This window comes from Vibrio sp. AIC-3, assembly GCF_013114515.1.
GTDB lineage: Bacteria > Pseudomonadota > Gammaproteobacteria > Enterobacterales > Vibrionaceae > Vibrio > Vibrio crassostreae_C.
Genome location: NZ_VTXG01000002.1, coordinates 180,309 through 198,234, shown reverse-complemented (window position 1 = coordinate 198,234; position 17,926 = coordinate 180,309). Strand labels below are relative to the sequence as shown.

Genomic DNA, 17,926 nt, shown 5'->3' with positions numbered 1-17,926 from the left:
TGTTTGGTATAAGAATGGTTCATGTCACATAGTTATTCATTTGTAATATAATAATTCATTATCGTGATGTTTGTTCAACTTGTCGTACAAATATTGTCCTATAGTGGTTCTCGTTACTTCGGTAACACCCTACAAAATATGGAATAAATAATATACGTTAAACATATCATGGAGACTTGTATGACCTTTAAACCTTGCAAACTCACTTCTTGCAAACCTCGAACTCACCAATTTAAACCTTACAAACAATTGTCGTGCGCGGTTCTTTTAGCGATGGCTACTTATGGCGTATCGGCTGAAACACTGAACATTCAATCCGCATCAGACTGGGGCGGAGCGCACAGCTCTTACCCAGCATCGAATACGATTGATGGCAGTACTGATTGGTCATCACGTTGGGCAGCTCAGAATGCGCCCGTTAATTTAGTGCTCGACCTGGGATCAGTACAAAATGTTCAAGACGTCGCGATAGCTTGGGGTAAAGGTGAAGAGCAAACTTATAAATTCGAGATCAGAGCGCTAGCTGATGAAAGTTCAAGTAGCTGGGACAAGGTTTACTATGGATATAGTAGTGGCAGCACATCTGGTTTTGAAACCTACGATGTGACGGATGTTCAAGCTCGTTGGATTCGTATCAAAGTCTTTGAAAACAGCGCGGAAAGTGTTTGGACGAATATTACTGAAGTCGAAATCAGTGGCAACGATAGCCCTGACTACGGACTCGATCCAAACCTACCGCCATCAGGCAACTTCGACTTACTGGATTGGTATGTGAGCATTCCCGTTGATGAAGGTGATGGCTACGCGACTTCTATCAAAGAGAACACGCTTGATGCGGGTTATGAAGACCAATTCTTCTATACCGGTAGTGATGGTGGCTTGGTGTTCTACACACCTGTCGAAGGTGTGACAACATCTAGCGGAACAAAATATGTTCGTACCGAATTAAGAGAAATGCTTCGTCGCGGTGATACCTCTTACTCCACCTCGGGTAAAGACAATAACTGGGCGTTTTCGTCTATTCCATCGAGTGACCAGTCTGACTTTGGTGGTATCGACGGGACGTTAAATGCGACGTTAGCTATCAATCATGTGACGACAACTACTTCGAACACTGAACAAGTGGGTCGAATCGTGATTGGCCAGATCCACGCTGAGAAAAACGAACCTATTCGTCTGTACTACCATAAACTGCCAGGTAACGACAAAGGCGCAATCTACTTCGCTCATGAAACCTCGAAATCGAACGGTGGCGATGAAACTTGGCATAACCTTTTAGGTAACATGGTAACTTCTGACGGTGACTTAAACAGCACTAGCAACCCAAGTGGCGGAATTGCACTCGATGAAACCTTCTCGTATTCCATTGTTGTTGAAGGTGACAAGTTGATTACTACCATTAGTCAAAATGGTTCAGAATTGGCGGCAAAAGAAGTGGATATGAGTAACAGCGGTTATGACGATGCAGATAACTACATGTACTTCAAAGCAGGTATCTATTTGCAAGATAACTCAAGTGACGACAGCGATTATGCGCAAGTAACTTTCTATCAGTTAAACAACAATCACAACTGATCACGCTGTAAATAGTGCGTGACTACGGCAACGAGTTAAATCGTTGCCGTTTGTATTCGTTCAATGATTAAAAGGAGGTGGCCAATTGGTCATCTTTTCTTTTATCTTTCTACCTCTCATTTCTACCATACTGTATTTGTTTAATTGGGTGCATATTGGCAAAAAATCCAACCCTTACTTATAGTTAGTCTTAGTGTCTAGTTGCTTATCAACCGCTAAGAGGTGCCGTTATTGTCTGATCTTTGTACCAAGTCATGCATCGAATGTGGGTTAGTCAGTCAGTTCCGGGAATTACCTTCGGGCAGTGAGGCGTCTTGCCCTCGTTGTCATCATACATTGTGCAGCATCGGTGCGAGTAAGGGACAAGGAGTGATGGCCTACGCAGTGGCCAGTTTGATCACACTCGTGATGAGTCTTACTTTTCCCTACATGTCATTTAGCGTCCAAGGTATCAGTCAACAAATAACCCTTTATCAAGCCGTGGATATGATGAATAGGTTAGATAATTCACTGATTGCCGCGCTCTTATTTCTTGCCGTTATTTTCCTGCCTGCTTATTTTCTGATTAGCGCGATCTGGTTCTATTCGTTGACTTAAAAAAGGCGCACCCACTCGCCGAACCTAAGCCGTTTAGCGATCTTCATTTTAAAGACCTTGAGCTGGGTTAAACCGTGGCTCATGGTGGATGTATTTTTGATTGGTGTGTTGGTTAGTTTGATTAAAATAGCAGCACTAGCCGATGTCTCTATGGGCATATCGTTTTGGGCATTTGGTATCTACGCTATGCTGGTGGTCAAAACCATTTCGTTGGTTGATTTTGATTGGATCTGGGACCGATTGATCCCACCTAAGCCGTTGCATGAATCGGTAACGGGTAGCCTTTTTCAAAAGCACGATCATTTGGTTTGTCATGTTTGTGGGCAGGTCCACTTGTACGATGACCAACTTAGTCAGTGCTCTCGTTGTCATGTTCACCTACACCGATTTAATCCAACTAAAAACCTTCAGATAACGTGGGCTCTATTACTCACATCCATTATTTTTTATATCCCGGCAAACCTATACCCAATGATGTATACGTCTGCATTCGGGACGAGTGAAGGTTCAACCATCATCGAAGGTGTCATCATTCTGTGGAATATGGGGTCATACCCAGTCGCTTTGATCATCTTGCTTGCCAGTGTGTTTATACCGATGGCAAAAATGATTGCGCTGGCATACTTGTATTGGAATGCAAAAAGGGTTCAGGGTTTACCTGTTGATGAAGCGACTCGATTTCTCAAAATATACCGTGTTACTGAGTTTATTGGTCGGTGGTCATGATAGATATTTTTGTGGTTGCCATTCTGGTTGCCTTGGTTCAATTAGACGGATTGATGGCGATTTATCCTGGGCCTGCTGCTTTGTCTTTTGCTGCCGTCGTCATTTTCACTATGTTGTCGGCAATGATTTTTGATTCTCGAATTATATGGAAATAATCTCTCGGTAGAGGTGTGGGGTATATGGAAAAACAAAGCGCGTCAGATGCGAAAGTATCAAAAAAAAATGAATTGTCTCCGGTCTGGATTGTGCCCATTATCGCGGTTCTGGTCGGCTGTTGGATGTTGTTTCAGTACTTCAACAATCGCGGACCAGAGATCACTTTGATCTTGCCTGATGCTTCAGGTATCGAAGCGGGAAAGACAGCAATTAAGTCTAAAAATGTACATGTGGGCACTATTACGGATGTCGCGCTGAGTGAAAATTACGAATACATCATAGCCAAAGCTCAGATAGACAAGAAAGCCTCACGCATGATCAATAAAGAAACCCAGTTTTGGGTGGTTGAGCCCCATGTCGGCACCGATGGCATTAGTGGGCTTGAGACTATTTTGTCGGGGTCGTACATTGAGTTGAAGCCGGGTAAATCGAGTGAGTCTCAATTGAAGTTCGATGTATTAGACACACCACCCGTCGCGGGACCAGATACCAAAGGAATTCGTGTGGTGGTTTCACATAATAAGGCCAATCAACTGCGTGTAGGAGAACCTGTCTTGCATCATGGCTTCGTGGTGGGTCGGGTTGAGAAAACAAGCTTTGACTATGAAAAGAAAGAGGGTAAATACCAACTGTTTATCTTTGCACCTTATGATGGCCTGATTTTCGAAAAAACGCAGTTTTGGCTATCTTCTGGAATCGATGTGAAGTTTGGTGCGAATGGTTTAGACGTTAACTTTGCGTCAATAGAAAGCATCCTGACTGGCGGTGTGAGCTTTGATGTAGCCGAAAGTATTAAGCCTGGATTGCAGATAAAAGAGAACCTTCAAGAGTACATTCTGTACGACAATTACGACGCGGTTTTACAAGGTAAGTACACGACATCGATCGAGTATGTGTTGCTATTTGAAGAATCGGTTCGAGGTTTAAGGAAAGGGGCTCCAGTGGAGTATCGAGGTGTCAGGATTGGCACTGTGGATACGGTGCCGTTACAAATTCGCATGGATAAAGATGGCAAGGTCTCGAACCGTATTCCTATCTTAATCAAGCTGGAAATAGAACGAGTTTCTGAAGTCTTTAGAGCCGTGAATGCCGAAGCCTTTGCTGAACGCGTCAAGCTGCAAATGGGCGAAGGGTTAAGAGCAACCTTGAAAACGGGTAACTTGCTCACGGGAGCGCTGTTTGTCGACATTAATTTTTATGAAGATGAGGAGACTTACGAACCCAGAGAATTTGATGGTTACCCTGTGTTCCCGGTTGTCGCGGGTGGTCTAACCGAAATTCAAAATCAGATCACCGATTTCCTAACCAAGATTAACGAGCTACCGTTAGACGCGACTATCGCCAATTTAAACGGATCGCTTGCATCATTAGATACTACCTTGAAGAGTGTCGATCAACTGATGGGTAGTGAGGGCGCAAAAGCGTTACCACAAGATCTGAGTGACACCATGAAGCAACTTGAGGCGACATTAGAAAGTTACGATGATGACTCCGACGCTTACAAGCAATTGATCAGTGCATCTGAAGAGTTAGAACATGTGTTAAAAGAGCTTCGCCCACTGATTAAAATACTGAACGACAAACCCAATGCGTTAGTGTTTGGTAGCGAAGTAGAAGAAGACCCGATTCCAGTTAAGGGAGTGGAATAATGAGAAAGCAATTTATATCACTGGTTGTGTCAGTTGGGTTCTTGGGGTGCGCAGCGCCTACTGATGGTACTAACGCCTACCTCTTGCCTGAAAGTACATTGGATAAGCCCATCTTTAAGGTCAAAACTAGTGTTGATTTGCCGGATTACCTCGACACGATAGGAATAGCTTATCGCAAGTCTGAAAATGAATTGGTGTCTGCGCGTAAACACGTTTGGGCGGAAAACCTTGAAGGGTTGCTTGAAGAGCGAGTCAATACTTCTGATACATCGGGAGAGCCTGAAAGAGAGTTGACGATAACCTTTGAGCAGTTCAATGGTTCTTATACCGGAAACGCAGAAGTGAAAGGAACTTGGGTATTGAGCGAGCAAGGCTCAGAGCTCGCGCGTGCCGACTTCGAATCAAAAGTACCGTTGAAAGAAGCAGGTTATGAAGCACTTGTTGAAGCCCTAGGTGAGGGGTTAGATGAGGTGCTATCTGAGATACAGACGCAATTGCCTTAGGTGTCTGTCAGTGTGAATACCGCTGGTAGTTATCTGGCTAATTGACTTATTCACCCGATTACTATTGGGTAGCCTCTCGGAGAATTAAAAAGCCACCTATTGTTTGGTGGCTGTTTATATCCAGTAAACCTGAGTCGTTAACCATATTTATTAATAAATGCGATAACATTCTTGTTACTCAGTAATTCGATTTTGTCGATAGTCAGTACGCAATAGCGGTAGTTTTTGTTTTTGAAGGTGATGTTCGACTTTTGTTCTGTTGGTTCTGAAAACTTCCATATTTCAAATCCGATGTTCTTCATAAGTTCCAATGCACTTGGGTTCTTTATGATCATGGAATACTTTTTAATCTTAGTATTTCTTGCAAGAAGCTTCATATCGGAAATTAGGTTCGCAATAGATTGTTCGCGCTTTTCAGAGTGACCGCTAACCACAATGTAATTTAAGTTCTGGTTAGAATCTAAAGAGCAAGCTTGCTTAATATGCAGATGTTTATTTTGATATTGCTCGAATACCTCTTCGTTGAAGAAAAAACCTAGGCTATGACTAACAATATCGCCATTAACATCGACCATTTTTCTGCCATGCGCCTTTTTTTCACTGCAATAGAGAAACAGGTCGATAGTATCAAGAGCTGAAGGATCCACCTTTGTATATTGTGAAATCAGCTTTATTCTATCTATTACTGCTTTGTCATTCTGATCTGTCATTAGTGGCATGATCTGACAGTCGCAGCCTTCTTCTATTTCCCCTTTAGTGATAGACGATATTCGGCTTTGAAACGAAAAGAACCTCTCACGAAGGAAGTCTTCAAGTAATGCACTGTCTTCGTTATCTTCTGAATCAAAGGATTTCAACGTTGTATACAAGTCCAGACCAAGGCTGTCCAGTAGCTTTAGGGCTTTGTAATTACTTGGTTTTACTTTGCTATTTTCCCATCGATTTATCGTTACGACATCTACAGAGCTGAATTCATCATCTAAGTGATTAATGTATGCCGCAAAATCCTTTTGCGTTAACTTCAATTTCTTGCGCGCTTCGCGCAGTAATTGCGGAAATTTCATCATGGTAGAATATTCATCTTTGATTAGTGACATTACGTTCCGATTAGTCAGATAGTCTATTTTATCAATCGTTAATATACAGTAGCTATAATATTTATTTTTGAATGTAATATTACATTTTTTAGCAGAAGGTTCTGAAAATTTAAATACTTCAAACCCCACACTCTTCAAGAGTCTCATCATATTGGGGTCTTTTACTAAAACAGAGTATCTTTTTATATTTTCATTCTGAGAAAGTAACTGTATATCTGAAACTATATGCTCAATAACATGATGTTTTGTCTCTGAGTGTGAGCTTATATTAAAATAATTTATGCTTTTGCTTGAATTTAAAGAGCAGGCCATTCTTAGATCTAGCTCTTGAGTTTTTAATGTCTCAAATTGATGGTCTTCAAAGAAAAAGCCTATGTTGTGACTCACAATGTCGCCATCTGTATTGATCAGCTTGTGACCATGTGCTTTTTTCTCACAGTAGTAGAGATATAAATCAATTTGGTCCAATGGCGAAATATCGACTTTTGTGAATTTAGAAAGTAGTTTGATTCTGTCGATAACGCCAGTGTCACACGGCTCTGACATTAAAGGCAGTGACTTAAAGTTGCGTTCGCCTTGTTGTTGATTCAGGCCTGATAGAGCTGAAATTCTACTTTGAAATGAGCCATAGGATTCGTTTAAAAACAGTTCGATTAGTGTGTCTTTTTGTTCGGATTTAAAGCTCTTTATTGTCTCAAACAAATCTCCGCCAAGGTACTGTAAGATCTTGAGTGCTTTGTATGTACTAGGCTTTACCTTACTGTTTTCCCAACGATTTATCGTTACGACGTCAACCGCATTAAACTCATCGTCCAGCTGATTTAAGTAGGTTGCAAACTCTGTTTGTGTAAATTGAAGTTCCTTTCTGAAGTTACGTAACAACTGTGAAAACTCACTCATTAAAACATTAACCTTCTGATAATTAACTCAATGTCTTGATTCTAGTTTAGACATCGGATTCTCTATTTAACATCTTCAGTAATTTGTTTTTTACGGATGTTAATTGTTCGGATTATTTGAACTGTATGTTGCGCATGTCCCTAACAGGCTAAGTGCCAAATTAGTGACGTCAAATCTATGGCTTTTTGCCTAGACACTTGTCAATCTACTGTGAAGTGCGCGTTAATGTTCAGATACAATCTTGCCTTTTTCTTATCCATTCTATTGTTTCCATTTGCCTCCTATGCGGATACAACGGGTCTTGTTATGGATCTGTCTGTTGACAGTGCGTCTTATGACAACGACCAAGAGGTAGCTTATACGCTTGTTTTAACGAATGAGTCGGATAAAGCTATTGCTGAGTTGGACGTTAAGGATGAGCTGTTAAATATCTTAACGACAGATGACCAAGGGAATAATGTCAGCGCGTTCTCGCAAGTCTCGACTCAAGCGCAATCCTCCTTCCTGTCATCTCCAGGTGATTACAGTCGCTTCGGAAACTTAGATGCATCAGGTGTGCGTATTGCGGCTGGTGGGTCGGTGACCTACACCATGGTCGCCACCGTTTCTGCTGACGCAGCCGGTACGATTGATAACGTCGCAAGTGCGAGCACTGGACTATTGGATGCTGTTGAATCAAATACAGAATCCATTCAGCGTGGTGTGTACCAACATGATGTTGTTGTTTCAGTCGATAAGACGAACTATCAACTCAATAACAAACTCACCTACAAGATTAAGGTTTCGAACACTGGCGATACGTTTATTCAGACGATCGACGTTCAAGATGTCATTTCAGACATAAAGGCACTCAATATTGAAGGGGCTTTGCAACAAGCCTTTACTGACAACGTTAACTCAGTAAGCAAGGTTGAAGGCAGCAAAAGCGATCCAGGCACCTTCGCCGAATCAGGGGACTTATCAGTAAGTGCTGCGTCGATTGATATAGGTGGGTCAGTGACTTACGAAATTCAAGCGACCGTTGCCGACAATTTAGTCGGCGACATTGTTAATGACGGTATAACCGCTGAAACACGCGATGACTTGGTCACAGTTGATGAGGTTATCACTCCACCCACTGAGCCTAGTATCACCCTGACACATACCTTGAACCAATCGGATAACTACCTAGTCGACGATGAGTTTTCCTATACGGTCACGGTTGCTAACCAAGCAAACACTGGTATCGCGTACCATTATTCGGTTCAGCAGTTTCTTGCGGATCTTGAAACCGATCTAGGCAACGATGTCAGCAACGAAAAGAACGCAACTGACACGGTTGGTAACCCTTACGATTTTTGGACCAATGAAGTGACCTCGATCGGTTCTAATAGCCTTTCTGAACTCAATGCATCTGGAAAGGAGTCCAACAAGTCACTAGAAGACAAAGTGTCTATCTATCCCGGTGAGCAGATTGTTTATTCCGTTGTGGTGGACGTTAGCCCTGTGTCTATTGGTCAAATTCCCCAAGTTGCAGCCCGAGTGGTTGATGCTGATGGCCACGCAGATTCTGGCGATGCTTTGGCCAATATTCTCGATTCGAAAGACGTTCTGACGACGTCATCAAGTCAAATTACACGTAATAAGAACACCACAGATACGACTTATGTTCCGGGGATAGTCGGTGATAACGAAGTGGTCTATGACATTGTTATTTCTAACAAGGACACAGAGTTCTTCGCCGACGATATCGAAGTTGTCGATAAATTTGCTTGTATCGTGACAGAGCAAGCGGATGGCTCTAATGCTTCAGCATTTTCCGAGTGGAAGCTTGAAGTCGCTGATAGAAGTGGTGACGGATCGAACTATGGCTCATTTAATTACAATACTTGGACAACAAACGACATCAATTTGAAAGTCGACCTCGCACCTGAGGGTTTCGTTCATTATAAGCTGACCGCAAAAGTGGCAGACACCAGTGTGGGGCAGATTGTTGATGATGGTACCGATGCGGGCTTGTGCTTAGGGGATAACTTAGGCGAGTCGGGTTCTGGCGTCCAAATGCCAAACTCGAAATTAAAGGTCCAAAAGGAAGTGGATTCTCGTTACTACTCAGCTGGCGGTACCCTGAACTACGACATCACGGTAGAGAATAACGGTGACGGCTATGCGATTGATATACCGGTTTATGATGATTTAGTCTCTGTCATGACTCAGTCTATTAATGATACACCGACTAAAGCGTATTTGAGCTGGATTATTACTGCGAAATCTTATGCCTCTGACGGCTCAATTTCGACAAACAGTGATCCCGGCTTTACTGATGACATAGAAGGTAATCAGAAGAATCAAAAGATCTTAGATGTGAAGGCAAAGCTAGCTCCACACGATAAGATCGTTTATAGCATTGCCGCGATCGTAAACCCCATTGCCGATGATGAAATCCGTAATGAAGTGACGGTTGACAGCGTACTTTATTCCGATAGAGGCTCATACCCACGAGATTACTACTTAGTATTGGATAAGCGTGTTGATGGTCATGACGAACAAAACGCGTATACCGACACCACCAATACTGTCACTTATACGATCAGCATTACCAACCCAGCAGGGAACGGTTTCGCCTCTAACATCAATGTTAAAGATGAAATCAGTACCATAGAAGCAGAGTTACTTCACGAGCCGGGTGAAACCAAGCCCGTGTTCTCTTCGTGGACGATCAGTGCAGAAAGAGAGGCAGACTCCCCGTGGGTGAAAGCCGTGACTGACCCTGGATCGTTCTCGGATAACAATGATCTGGATGCCACCGCTCAGATCCCGCCAGGTGCGACGATTACTTATACCATTGTTGGGACACTCGATCGCAGTGTCGACAGTGAGATTCTTTGGGGAGCATTCACCAATACCGCAACAGTGACGGGACCAGATACTAATCTATCGGATACGGTACGTACCTATCCTAGCGAGCCGAATCTTGTAGTCGCTAAGACCGCTCAAAATACCGACTTTGTTGTAGGTGAGCGCGCTACGTTCGATATTTATATCTATAACCGCGGTGTTGGCTATGCAAATGACGCAACGGTACAAGATAGTATTTCAGCGCTTAACTTCTTTAATAGTTGGACAATTGTAGGTTCGACCAACACAGATAAACCGGGTTCTCGTTACGGTGACATTGCTAACGACACTGACATCGATACCGACGTTGATATCACTCCCGGAGGGTGGGTTCACTATGAGGTGAGCGGCATTGTTAAGTCTGACTATGAAGAAGAACAAGTATCGAACCGTGTTGATGTTTACGATCCTATTACAGACCGTGACCACAGCTCTTCCGCTCAAATAGATAACTCACACAGTACCTATGACATCAATGTTTCATTAGCCAAAACGACCGATGTTGTCCGCTACACGCCGGGTGAAGATCTCACCTACACCATCGTTATTGGCAATAACAGCGACACTGATGAGACCGATCTTATCTTCATGGATCGCCTGAGTGAGATCACTACTACGCTAGCGAATGATAAAGATGGTGAAGTAGAAGATGTTCTTAATCAAAACCCGTTTGACTATTGGTCTGTTGATACTGGCTCTGGTTTCGGCCCTCAAACGACTGAAGATGTGGAGTTCCCAGTTTCAATTCCGGCCAAAGACTTTGTCACGGTGCGTATTAAGGCGCATGTCAAAGACAATGCGGTATCTAACGGTGTAGCGGACAGAGACGGCGGCATAATCCGCAACGAAGCCGTGCTGATTCATGATGATAATGCCGGTTGTACTGACGATTGTGAGTATGCCAAACGTGCCGTGGCTGAAAACCATCAGGTACATAATAACGGCGGCGTTGTTCGCACTACTAACATTAACCGCTACTCTCCGGGAGATGAGTTGACTTATACCATTAGGTACAACTCTCAAGATGGACATGGTTATCGAAACAACGTAGACGTTAACGAACTGATTAATGACATATCAGTGGAGCTACAAGATGGCAATTCAGGTAATCCATTTTTCGATGATTCGGTAGGTTCAAACAAGTTTACGGTGGCGGTTGCTAAGAGCGATCCTGCGAACGCGGGTACAACAGATGGTACCAAAGACGGTGATGTTGCGAACGACATTGACATCGTAACCTCGATTGATATCGATGCTGGCGAAGACGTGACTTACACAGTAACAGGTACCGTAAGACCGGATGCGGTCGGTGATATTCATTATCGAGATACCGTCGTGATTCCCGATGGCTACCATTTAGATTTTGATAAAACGACTGATGAAGCGGTGTACGAGCCCGCTCAAACCGTGACCTATCACTTAGTGATTGAGAATGACGGCAAAGGTAACGCTCACGATATTCCAATCGTCGATAACCTCGAAGATATTACGGTCAGCTTAGTGGATGGTAATACAGGACCAGCGTATTCAGATTGGACCATCACATCGATCGCAACTGGAACTGATTCTGAGTATGTGGATGCGGGCGCAGGTGCTGGCAATGTTTACACATCAACCAACAGTAACCTAAATGTTGAAGCCGATATTCCGATGGGCGCTAAGCTTGAGTACCAAGTTGTCGCGACCATCAATGACAAAGCCAATGGCGATGTTGTTAACGTTTTAACCGTTGATGGCGACACGATATCTCATAATATTTCGCAAACTGGTCGCCAAATTGATTACGAAAAAAACATTCTGGCTTACTACGACACGGATGGTAATGAGTTGGTTGGTGCTACCAATTACATGCCTAGCGGCTACATCGAGTATGAAATCCTAATCGAGAACATCGCATCGGCGCACGTTGATGACATCAGTTTACGTGATGATATCGACCAGATAACGACTCAATATTACGATGGAACTCGCGGTTCGGCGTTTGATAGTTGGACGATTGAAACTTTCGCTGATGGATCGGGGATTTCAGATCCTGATGTAGATAACTCGATTAAAGACAATCAACCGATTGATACGCACTTTGATATATCGGCAGACAACTTTGGCGGTGTAGTATTGTCATCGTTTGTCCGCTATGTCATAAAAGCCAAGATCAGTCCGAAAGCGGTTGGTTCTTTTACTAATAAAGCTTATATCGATGAAGATGACGGTAACCAATTTATTGCGGTTTCTCCTCCTACGTCAATGGCGGATCCTGAAGTCACGTTCTCTAAAAAAGCGTTTTATGATGCAGGCTTCTCTTCGCAAAAAACTGAATATTCTCAAGCTTCTGGCGAGAGTGAGGTTTACTACCGCGTTGAGATTAAGAATGCGGGTGATGGTATTGAATATGGTTCTCGCCTAGAAGATGCGATTTCGGAAATTCAAACTCGTATTGCAGAAGACAGCACCACTTCAGGTGGTGATCCTGTTGGACAGCCATTTTTATCTGGTTGGGAAGTGCAGCTAGAAAAAACGGCAGCGGTAGGTTCGATTACAGACGCGGTTGACTTCGTTTCTGGTAATAACGTCAATATTGATAACGACATTGTTATCGCGCCTCAAGAAAGCCTAACGTTCACCATCCATGCTGAGATTCGTGAGGATGCGTTGGGCGATATTCAAAACAAAGCGAATTATGACGGTAAGGTTCGTACTGCGACTCTAATGCCACTAGGAAATAATATCAGTGTTGAAAAACGCGTGGTGTCGATCAACGGCAGCCCGTTCAGTGATGGTGATACCTATCTTCCGGGTGACGAAGTTGAGTATGAATTTGTAGTTACAAACCCTGAAAACGGTTGGGCGAATGATATTAAGATCAAAGACACAATCACAGACATTCAAGTCGAAGTGATTGGCGGTAAAACGGAATCCGCTTTTGTTTCTGGCGATATCACCCATGAAGTCAGCAATGGTATTGATGCCAACGCTGATACTTATGTACCAAGCTACAACACCAGCGGCAACCTTGATATTGATACCGATATTGCCGCGGGAGAAGCGCTGACCTTTAACTTAACCGGTGTCGTTCGTGACGACGCTTTGGGCACGATTGATGCGAACAAAGTGACCGCAGGAAGTGACTCTGCAACATCGCAAGTGATACCACCTAAAGATGCTGAGCTCGATTACTTCAAAACCTTGGTGTATACCGATGGTGAATCGGCAGGGTGTTCTGTTCCTTCAAACGATGGCAGCGGTTGTACTTACGCACCACGTGGTGATGTTGAGTATCAAGTTACGTTAGATAACACAGGCGATAGTATCGCAAATGACGTGAGTGTTATCGATGCGATTCATACCATCAAAACTGAAGATGGCGATGATGCGTTCTCTAGCTGGACAACGGCTATTGCGGTTGAACCTGTTGGCACTTACGACGTGCAAGGTAACTACAACGGTAGCGTCCCATTGAATGCAACTGTCGATCTTCGTCCTGGTGAGCGTATTGTGTTTGACGTGAAAGGCAGAGTTTCTACGTCAGCGACAGGTACCATCACCAATACAGCACAAGTGAATGGCGATAACACCAACGATATTGTCCTCAACCCTGGCCGCTCGAACATTCTAGTTGATAAGTGGACAGATACACCTACGTACGTACCTGGTGGAACGGTGAATTACTACATCGATATTACCAACGATGATGTGGATTCTGGCCTGTTTTCAATCCGCGACATCATCAGTGGCTTCGAAGTCGAAACTGTCGATGGTTCGATGCAAACCGCACTCACGGAGTGGAGCGTCGATTACAATGTGCTTTATAACTCCGCGCCATCAGACCCTGACGCTAATGATTTTTCAGAGTTAGATAAGCTAGTTGGTCAAAACAGTCCAGACATCGATTTACCTGTTGAATCGATCAAGATGGCTGGGCGTGACGATGCTGGTACGGGTGGTGGTGATAAGTACACAGCTGTCCGTATTCACGTTCAAGGTAAGGTTCGTGATGATGCGATTGGGCGCTTCACCAATACGGCTTATCTGCGACATGGTTTGGACGATTCGAAGATCGCTCGCTTACGAGAAGGCTTTATCACGCCGAAGTCGGGTCAATTGGTTCTAACCAAAGAAACGACGCCAATTGCAGAACCTGATGCCAAATACCAACCGGGTCAACCAATCTCATACAAGATCACTGTGGCTAACACAGGTGAAGGTTACCTTGTCGATCAAGTTCTAACCGATCGTATCGACACCATCATGACAGAGGTGGCTAACAGCCCAGATCAAGAGCAAGCGTTGACAGGTAATTGGATCATTAGCGACGAACAGCTTGATGGCAGTGGCGATCCAGCCCTGAACGCTCGCAAAGATGTGGTTAATAACGCACAGGGTTATAGTGCGACTTACAGCATTCACCCGGGTGACAGTTATTCATTTGTCGTGACCAACACTGTTAATGATAAGGCCAAAGGCGAGATCACTAACGTCGTTAAAGTTGATAGCGACGACGGTGAGCACTCTGCAGACGCGACCTACATTCCAGAAGATGCGCAAGTTGAGATCACTAAAGATGTCGATAAAGCAGAGTACCTTCCGGGAGAAACACTTCAGTACACCGTGACCGTTAAGAATAACGGCTTAGGTTGGGCTGAAGATGTTGCTATTGAAGATGCGCTGAAGTCGGTTGAAACCACGATTGCAGGTGGTACGACTGAACAAGCTTTTGACCCTGCTTCAATCCAAATATCGGCGGTATCGACAACCGGTGAAACCCCAGTACCGGATGCAACCCGTGGTGAAGACCTTCATGAGACGCTCGATATTGCGCCTCAAGACAGTATTGTTTTCACTATTCAAGTTGCGACTAATCCGTTGGCGACAGGCGATATTACTAACATTGCATCAGCGACCTTTGACGGCACAACATTTGATGACAGTGCTACCAGTACACCAGTGTTGGCGACGGTTTCGGTCAAGAAGACGGTTGATACGCCATCGTATGAAGTAACCAAGCTGATTAACTACGACATCACCGTAACCAACAGCTCTGATGCGTTTGCATCTGGTGTTCAACTTCAAGACATCATCAGTGACATTCAAGTCGACACGACCGCGGATAAACAAGAGTCGGCATTCCTACTATGGGAAGTGAGCTTTGACGCCTCGGATGATCGCTCTGTTGTCACTCCCAAGACGTTCGACTTGAGTGAAGATATCGATGTGAGTATGGATGTGGCGCCACAAAGTACCGTGACATTCCATGTTAAGGCGTTGATTCGTACGACGGCGATTGGCGATATCAGTAACACGGCAACCATCACTTATAACGGAACACCACAAGACTCAACGGTAGTCATGACACCGAAAGACTCTGAGTTTGTTGCGACGAAAACTAACGTACAAACCGAGTATGAGCCGGGTGGTGAGCTGGAATTCTTGATTACCATTGAAAACACCTCTAACAACTACATCAGCGATTTAAGTGTTGTCGATGACATGAGCACGATAGAGGTGGGCTATTACGATGGTACCACTGGGCCTGCTTTTGTTGCTGGAACCACTTCTTTGGTTGTTGAGTCAACCACGGTAGGAACGACGACGGAGCAAATTAGCCCGATTGAGTACAGTGTGGATATTGCACCGCACGGCACAGTTGTGTTCCGCTCAAAAGGCACCGTAGTCGATACCGCGACCGGACACATCATTAATACTGCGCAAGTAGATGGCGGCGATGTTATCAGTCCTCCAGTTCAAACAGTTGCGGCTGTGGTTCAAGCTGAGCTGTTTACCGATGCCCCGTATTACGTGCCGGGAGAGCAGGTTGAGTATCACTTAGTGGTGCAAAACATAGGCCGAGGTATAGCCAAAGATGTCGCGCTTTACACCCAGTTCTCTGAATCCATGGGTGATCATATTGATGGTAATTTTAGTAATGCGTTTGATGAATGGACACTAACGGCAACATCAGAAGGGGCTGAAACTCAACCTGGCACCTTTGATGACGACAAAGACCTGTTCACCTTGGTCGACATATCGCCGGGCGGCAAGATTGATTACACGTTCACATTGACGGTCAACGAAGACATGCTGACTAATATCGATGTGCTTGGATACTACCTCGACTTAACTGGTAGCCCAGCGATGCGCGCTCGTTCTAAAGGCATGTTGGCCTCTGAAACCTCGATGCAGGCAGTGGCAGATCAAGTATCTGCTTTGGATTTGCCGCCAGTGGGTGCTGATCTGGTTGTTGAAAAACGTTCTGATAAGCCTGAATACACCGAAGATGACGACAGTGTCACTTATTACTTAGCCGTGACCAACAACGGTCAAGGTAACGCGGCTAATGTTCGTCTAACCGATGAGATCAGTGGACTACAAAACAGCACAGGTAATAAAGTCTTTATCGATTGGACAATTGAAGGTGTGGAAGTCGACGACTCGGGCGCGGTTATTCAGCGTCATTCTTTCCCGTCGAATAAAGACTTAGACACCACCGTTAACCTGAAATCCAACAAACGAAATGCTTACGCGTTTGAAGTGGTGGGCACGCTAGGTAAGGGCTTGGATGATGACATTACCAATACCTTCACGGCGACTGAATCTGACGGTACTGAAACCAGCGACAGTGTAACTACTCACATCAAGAAGATTCCTGATAACTCTGGGGAGTTGGAGCTGACCAAGTCTGCGCTGCAAGATACCGCGCAAGTTGGCGATGCGGTTGAGTACGAGATCATCGTTGAGAACAACAATGAATCTTACTTTAAGAACGTGACGGTGGAAGACCGTTACCCAGGTGGTCTGAAATACATCGTGGATACATCAGAAGTTGTGCTAAGCGGCATTGATGGTGAGTTTGGTACGGAAGACGATCAGGTTATCTCTCAAGAGCCATCAGATACGGGCAAGTTAATGTTCACATCGTTGAACTTTGATCCGGGCGAGAAGCTGCGTATTCGTTACTTATTGCGTGTCTCGGTAGGTGCCACCTTTGGTGATTACATCAACACCGCAGTAGCGAAGGTTGATGGCTCGGCTGTTTCTAATGAAGACACCGCCAAAGTGACCATTGAGCCGGACAAGGTGTTCGATACCTCATCGATCATCGGTAAAGTTTTTGAAGATCATAACAAAGATGGATTCCAAGCTGATGCAACCGCGTTTGATGTTGAGCTAACTGCGAACTTAGCAACACAAGGCTACATCGCTGATTCGACGCACATCATTCGTGATGGTCAAGACGTTGCTATTCAAGATGGTGCGATAACCACTGCACTTGAACAAGGTTTGGAGCTTGGTGACCTTTGGGGACATTCAGTGAACCGAACACTGCCAGAAACCAGCAAAGTGGTTATTCAATTTAAAACTCGAACACAGCAAAGCTTTGATTTCTACGTCACGACCGATGCGGGCTCTCGCATCGAGTTCGACGCACAAGGTCAGATTCAGTTTAAGCATGAATCGGACAAGAAAAAGGGACTGAGCGCGGAAAACCTCAATGTAACCAGAAACCTATATCGCGATGGCGAGGATTACCTGTGGGAAATCGTTATCGAGAACAAAGGTATTTACGAAGATGGTATTCCGGGCGTTAAGTTGATGACGGTTGAGGGAATCGTTATTTACACAGACCAGTACGGTCGTTACCACGTGCCCGACCAATGGGTACTCAATAAGAAAGGTAAGAACTTCCTAGTGAAGTTGGACACTGATTCGCTCTCCACCTCCATGGAAGTGGTAAGCGAAAACCCGAAAGTGTTGCGAATTACCCCGAACAAGCTCACCAAGTTCAACTTTAGCGTTCATCGTAAAGACCAACAAAGTGAACAGAAGTAGGCCATTGGAACCGTATCTGGAA

Annotated in this window: 5 protein-coding genes and 1 pseudogene; 5 read left to right on the top strand and 1 reads right to left on the bottom strand. The window is 44.4% G+C overall.

Annotated elements, in window-relative coordinates; translation table 11 throughout:
• The first annotated feature begins 180 nt into the window (after positions 1-180).
• From F0229_RS02435 to F0229_RS02420, 4 genes and pseudogenes are all read left to right on the top strand, one after another.
• Complete coding sequence (locus F0229_RS02435; RefSeq protein WP_102575545.1) at positions 181-1,575, top strand: polysaccharide lyase family 7 protein; 1,395 nt, start codon at positions 181-183, stop codon at positions 1,573-1,575.
• 372 nt (positions 1,576-1,947) lie between these two features.
• A pseudogene (locus F0229_RS22020) lies at positions 1,948-3,053 on the top strand (PqiA/YebS family transporter subunit).
• 24 nt (positions 3,054-3,077) lie between these two features.
• Positions 3,078-4,703 carry an intermembrane transport protein PqiB gene (gene pqiB / locus F0229_RS02425; protein ID WP_171732160.1) on the top strand — a complete coding sequence of 542 codons (1,626 nt, stop codon included), beginning with the start codon at positions 3,078-3,080 and terminating at the stop codon, positions 4,701-4,703.
• Positions 4,703-5,206, top strand: coding sequence for a membrane integrity-associated transporter subunit PqiC (locus tag F0229_RS02420; protein WP_171732159.1), 504 nt, complete (start codon positions 4,703-4,705; stop codon positions 5,204-5,206). The genes pqiB and F0229_RS02420 overlap by 1 nt, the downstream gene beginning before the upstream one ends.
• A 137-nt stretch (positions 5,207-5,343) precedes the next feature.
• On the opposite strand, the gene F0229_RS02415 is transcribed toward F0229_RS02420, so the two are convergent.
• Positions 5,344-7,203 carry a helix-turn-helix transcriptional regulator gene (locus F0229_RS02415; protein WP_171732158.1) on the bottom strand — a complete coding sequence of 620 codons (1,860 nt, stop codon included), beginning with the start codon at positions 7,201-7,203 and terminating at the stop codon, positions 5,344-5,346.
• A gap of 306 nt (positions 7,204-7,509) precedes the next feature.
• Between F0229_RS02415 and F0229_RS02410 the strand changes: the two genes are divergently transcribed.
• Positions 7,510-17,904: a DUF11 domain-containing protein gene (locus tag F0229_RS02410; RefSeq protein ID WP_171732218.1), complete on the top strand. Its 10,395-nt coding sequence runs from the start codon at positions 7,510-7,512 to the stop codon at positions 17,902-17,904.
• Positions 17,905-17,926 lie beyond the last annotated feature (22 nt).